This window comes from Streptococcus sp. SO4 (genome assembly GCF_030440055.1).
GTDB lineage: Bacteria > Bacillota > Bacilli > Lactobacillales > Streptococcaceae > Streptococcus > Streptococcus nidrosiense.
Genome location: NZ_JAQFJI010000009.1, coordinates 100,365 through 106,436 on the forward strand (window position 1 = coordinate 100,365; position 6,072 = coordinate 106,436).

General features: G+C 37.3%; 5 protein-coding genes. All 5 read left to right on the forward strand.

From position 1 onward, the window contains the following. Positions 1–4 precede the first annotated feature (4 nt). Complete coding sequence (locus tag PCY08_RS06925; RefSeq protein WP_301559895.1) at positions 5–955, forward strand: YafY family protein; 951 nt, start codon at positions 5–7, stop codon at positions 953–955. Positions 956–962: 7 nt separating this feature from the next. Then, positions 963–2,285 (forward strand): DUF262 domain-containing protein, encoded by a 1,323-nt coding sequence (locus PCY08_RS06930; RefSeq protein ID WP_301559890.1) that lies wholly within the window; start codon positions 963–965, stop codon positions 2,283–2,285. Next, complete coding sequence (locus tag PCY08_RS06935) at positions 2,279–4,138, forward strand: DUF262 domain-containing HNH endonuclease family protein (RefSeq protein WP_301559891.1); 1,860 nt, start codon at positions 2,279–2,281, stop codon at positions 4,136–4,138. The genes PCY08_RS06930 and PCY08_RS06935 overlap by 7 nt, the downstream gene beginning before the upstream one ends. 127 nt (positions 4,139–4,265) lie before the next feature. Further along, positions 4,266–5,507, forward strand: coding sequence for an aminopeptidase (locus PCY08_RS06940; protein WP_301559892.1), 1,242 nt, complete (start codon positions 4,266–4,268; stop codon positions 5,505–5,507). Positions 5,508–5,516: 9 nt separating this feature from the next. Beyond that, positions 5,517–5,747 carry a GlsB/YeaQ/YmgE family stress response membrane protein gene (locus PCY08_RS06945; protein ID WP_045763100.1) on the forward strand — a complete coding sequence of 77 codons (231 nt, stop codon included), beginning with the start codon at positions 5,517–5,519 and terminating at the stop codon, positions 5,745–5,747. The last annotated feature ends 325 nt before the right edge of the window (positions 5,748–6,072 follow it).

The window sequence follows — 6,072 nt, forward strand, 5'->3', positions numbered from 1 at the left end:
GCAAATGAATGATCAAGAGAGACTGCTAACGATTTTTTTACGCTTACAGTTTGGGACTCCGTTAGGAAAAAAACAACTGGCTCAGGAATTTGAGGTTAGTGAAAAGACGATACAGAGAGATTTTTCGCTACTCCGTGATATTTTATCCAGTTATCCCGATTTTAGTGGAGAATTGTTTTATAGTCGTAAAACGAATAAGTATAGCCTATCAAGTAAGTCAGTTTTTAATAAAAGGGATATTCTCGTTATTTCAAAGATTTTATTGGAAAATCGAGCACTGAATAAACCAGAAATTGATAGCTTACTAAAAAATTTACTTGCCTTAGTTCCTCGTGATGACCAGAAAGAAATTGAGCAGATCATTGGCAGTGAAAAACTTAACTATACTCCCTTAACGGATCAGCAAGATAGAGTAGAGAAAATTTGGGATTTATCGGAAGCTATTTTGCATGAACAGGTTCTAGATATTATCTATCAAAACCCGTATTCTGAGTCTTCTAAGAGGCAGACTGTTTTGCCAGTCTCTCTTTATTATGATAGTCATTATTTCTATCTGGTTGTATACCAGTTGAAATATGAGACTTATATTACTTTAAGAGTAGACCGTATCCAGTCCTGGTCTCATAGTGATATAGAGAAACCCTCTATTTCTTATCGAGATAAATTTAGAGATGGAGACATTCGTAACGAGAGAGTAGACGCTTTTATCGGGAAGAAAATCAGTATTGAAATTGAGTTCTTGTACGATCCTACTATTGTGATGGATCAATTTCCAAATGCAAAAATAGTTGGGAAAAATGGTAGCTGGACTCATTTTAAGTTTGAAAGTCAGCATACACCGGGTCTTAAACGCTGGTTGCTGGGACAAGGGGAAGCAGTTACTGTTTTGTCTCCTCGGATTTTAGTAGAGGATATGAAGCGGACCGTTCAAGAAATGATAGATAAATATAGATGAGGATAAAATGAGTATTCAATTTACTTCTAAAAAGGTTGGCGAACTATTGAAAGAAGGAAATTTGCGGATTCCTTCTTATCAAAGACCTTATAAATGGAACAGAAAACATATTCGTAATCTTTTTTATGATTTACGAGATGCTATGGGGAAAAAGGAATATCAGATAGGATCCGTTATCCTGCATGAAAATGAACATGAAAATGAAGGACGCTTAGATATTGTAGATGGGCAACAACGGCTAATTTCTATTTCTTTATTTCTTCATTTATTAGAGAAATTAAAGGACTATAAAGGTGCTAATCAACTGCTAAGTGTTGAATTTGGAGAGATATCTTGCTATCATGCGAGTGAAAATTATAATGAGTGGGAAAATTTGACTCAATTGGTTGGCGAAAAGGAGGCCAAAGATATTTGCAATTTTTTATTGGAAAATTGTTCTGTCTCTGTGATTACTATGCCACAGGAACGATTATCAGAGGCCTTTCAGTTATTTGATTCTCAGAATAATCGTGGTAAATCTTTAGAACCTCATGATTTGCTCAAAGCCTATCATCTTCGCAAGCAAGATTCAGAAGATGAAAAGATTGTTGAAAAGTGGGAGCAATTTGTAGAAGATAAGGATTTAAGCCTCAAAGAGTTATTTGATAAACATCTTTTCCGTATGAGACGGTGGTCTAGGGGAGAAACAGGATTAACAAACAAGCGTTATGGCTCTTATCTACGATTTACAGAGGATTATATTGACGACTTTAAAGGCGTTGATTTGAATCAGAATTTTCCATACCTAGAATTATATCGTCATATTGAAAACTTCCCTATGTCCATTACTATGCCAATCATTGACGGAAGTAAATTTTTTGAGTATATTGAATCTGCTCATGAAACTATTAAAGATCATATAGATTTCTTAAATGAAAGGTTAGGATTTTCTGATGAGCCTGAAGAGGGAGAAAAAAATGTAGCTTACCCAGAAGGCATGTTGAACATTTACAATAGCTCAAAGGGACGCTATCTCAAATGCTACAATCTGTTTCTAAATATTTGCTCTCTTTTTGCAGAGAGATTTGGAAAAGATGAGCTATCAAAGGAGATAATAGAGACCTTGTTTATTTGGTCTTATTACCCTCGAGTTAAGTCTAAAGCTATATATGATGCAACGGTAGGGAAATACGCCGCTGGTGGAAGTTTTAGACAAAAAGAGTCTCAAAAGCTATTTCAACTTTTATCCCATGCTGTCACTCCGAATGATTTCATGATCAAGATAGATAGAGAGCTATTTGAAAATTATACTGTGGACAAGATTATAGAAGAGGAAAAAGATAAATGGTAGAAACACATATAAGTTTATCAGTGAATCGTTTGTTAAATGAAGATACCTATGCTATTCCTCTTTATCAGAGAAATTTTGCTTGGACTTATGATGAAATTGAGCAGTTATTGAATGATGTAGCAGATGCTTTTCAAGAAAATAGAGACAATTACTATATTGGAACATTAGTCGTTAATAAAGAGAATGACCTTTTCAAAATTATAGATGGGCAGCAGCGAACAACGGCCCTTAATTTGATTGCCTTAGCTTTGAAGCATGAGTTTGGTTTTGATAGATTGAAATCTGTCAATCTTACCTTCCCAGCTCGGAAGAAATCAAATGAGAATATTCAAAAACTATTTACTAAGCAAAAAATCTCTGAGGACGATGAAAATGAGCTGACTAGAGGTTACGGATATGCTAAAGACGCATTGAAAGAAGTGCTAGAGAAGCGCCAGCTTAATCCTCAGTCTTTCGTTGATTATCTTTTTGAGAATGTCATCATTTTTCGGAGTATCCTTCCTGAAGATTTAGATTTGAATCTTTATTTCGAACGTTTCAACTCTCGAGGAGAACAACTAGAGGCTCATGAGATTCTTAAGGCACAAATGATGTCTAAATTTGGTGAAGATCAAGAAATGGCACAAAAATTTGCGAGAATCTGGGATGCCTGTGCAGAGTTTGATAAACCGGTATTAAAAGCTTTTCAAATCCGAAGCAGACCAAATAATACTGCTGAAGAGGGAGAGAAAATTTTTGGAGAAAAATTTAATACCTTCAAATTGGAAAGTGTATTTGAGAAAATAAGTGTAAAAAAAATTGAGCAACGGAGTTTACTAGATGCAATTGCTCAGACAAAATATGAAAGCAGTAGCTTAGTAAATTATGTAGCAGATATTTCAAATTATACGACTGTAATTGATTTTCCAACGTTTTTGCTTCAAGTGTTTTTTATCATGGAAGGAAGTAATGAAACTACATTTGATGATAAAAAATTATTGAAAATTTTTGAAATTGAACGACGAGATAGAGAATGGGTCCAACAATTTGGGCAACTACTTCTGACTATGAAGCATATATTTGATACGCTTATCGTAAAAAATGTCCAATTAGAAAATGAAACAGAATGGCAAATAAAACGAGGTCAGTATGAGACATATCAACGAAATGAAAATGGAGGATGGAAATATGTTCGAATTAATTTTCAAAAAAATACTTTTGACAATTTACATAAAAATATTATCCACCTCCAATCCATGTTTGCTGTGACCTTTACTGCTAATCGTGATAGTCGTTGGTTATATGAGATTTTACAATTTCTCTACAAGCATATTGAAGAGTTAAATCAAGCAGAATTTGCTAGTCAGTTTAAGGATTTTCTTGAAAAAATGGCAGTGAGATATGCTGAGGAAAGATTGTTTACCGAAGATAAAAGTATCAAAAAATATGGGGCAATTCCTGTTTATGCTTTTAACTTTGTAGATTATGTTTTATGGAAAAATCGTGCCGAATTAGAGAAAGAGTACAAGGATATTAATTTTGATCATTTCAAATTTGCATATCGTCGCTCCATAGAGCATTGGTATCCTCAGAATCCAAATGGACATGATGGAGAGAGCCAATTACCTGCTGAGTTTTTACATTCCTTTGGCAATCTTTGTATCATTACAGATAGTCAGAATTCTAAGTTTGGTAATTCTTATCCAGAGTCTAAACTAGCACAATGGAAGAGAGAGGATATCTTCAAACGTCAGAGTTTAAAATTACAAATGATGGCAGAGATAACTTCTAAAAAAAATAAATGGAATATTAGTGAGATTCAATTTATGGAAAAAGAAGTGGAAAGATATGTACACGACTTTTGTTTTAGTTAATTAAAAACAAGCTTTAATGAGCTTGTTTTTTAAAATGCTAATATATGTGATATACTAGTAAGGGAAGAATTTTGAGTAAGAAAAATATGCTCAAAGATTTGAAATAAAAATAGAAAAGAGAAACAAGATGGTTTTACCAAATTTTAAAGAAAATCTAGAAAAATACGCTAAGCTCTTGGTTGCAAACGGAGTGAACGTGCAACCTGGTCATACATTGGCTCTCTCTATCGATGTGGAGCAACGTGAGTTGGCTCACTTAATCGTCAAAGAAGCCTATGCACTTGGAGCGCACGAAGTTATCGTTCAATGGGCAGATGACTTTGTAAACCGTGAGAAATTCCTTCACGCGCCGATGGAGCGTTTGGACAATGTTCCCGAATACAAGATTGCTGAGATGAACTACCTCCTTGAAAACAAAGCAAGTCGTCTTGGTGTCCGTTCTTCAGACCCAGGTGCCTTGAACGGAGTGGACGCTGAAAAGCTCTCTGCTTCTGCTAAAGCTATGGGAATTGCTATGAAGCCAATGCGTATCGCAACTCAATCCAACAAGGTTAGCTGGACTGTAGCTGCCGCAGCTGGACTTGAGTGGGCTAAGAAGGTCTTTCCAAATGCAGCGAGCGATGAAGAGGCAGTGGACCTCCTTTGGGACCAAATCTTCAAGACTTGCCGTATCTACGAGGAAGATCCAGTTAAGGCTTGGGAAGAACATGCAGCTATCTTGAAGAGCAAGGCGGAAATGCTGAACAAAGAACAATTCTCAGCCCTTCACTATACAGCGCCTGGAACAGATTTGACACTTGGCTTGCCTAAGAACCACGTCTGGGAATCAGCTGGAGCGATCAATGCCCAAGGTGAAGGATTTTTGCCAAATATGCCAACAGAAGAAGTCTTTACAGCTCCTGATTTCCGTCGCGCAGATGGTTATGTAACGTCTACAAAACCACTCAGCTACAATGGAAACATCATCGAAGGCATCAAAGTAACCTTTGAAAATGGTCAAATCGTTGATATTACTGCTGAAAAGGGTGACCAGGTTATGAAGGACCTTGTCTTTAAGAATGCTGGTGCGCGTGCCTTGGGTGAATGTGCCTTGGTACCAGATCCAAGTCCAATTTCCCAGTCAGGGATTACCTTCTTTAACACTCTTTTCGACGAAAATGCTTCGAACCACTTGGCTATCGGTGCCGCTTACGCAACTAGCGTTGTTGGTGGAGCAGAGATGAGCGAAGAAGAGCTTGAAGCTGCAGGACTTAACCGTTCAGATGTTCACGTTGACTTTATGATTGGTTCTAATCAAATGGATATCGATGGTATCCGTGAGGATGGAACGCGCGTACCACTTTTCCGCAATGGAGATTGGGCAATTTAAGGAGAATCTATGCTTGGAAGTATGTTTGTCGGACTTTTAATCGGACTACTAGCAGGAGCTATCACCAATCGTGGCGAACGTATGGGATGCTTCGGGAAAATGTTCCTCGGCTGGATTGGTGCCTTTCTAGGACAATTACTCTTTGGTTCTTGGGGACCAAGCCTAAGCGGTACAGCCATTATCCCATCAGTTCTTGGGGCCATGATTTTACTAGCCATCTTCTGGGAAAGAGGAAGCTAAGTTTCGCTTTAGAAGGCAGATTAACTCTAAAGAATAAGAGAGAGGCTGGGACAAAAGTCCTAGCCTCTCAATTGTCTTTGGATTGTCGATCAAGACGCAGTGGTTGAGTGGCCTCTACTACGCTGATTTCATCAGCTTTTACAGCCCTACTCAACTGTGCGGAGGTGGGACGACGAAATCGAATTCTAACGAATTACCGATTTCTTATACGAAAACTCAAAAGAGCGCAAAAAGACTCCCCTTGTGATATAATGAAGGTGAAAAAATTGTATTAGGCTACTGGCTCGTCTCTAGTAGCCTTTTTTGTAGCACAAACTCCTGATAA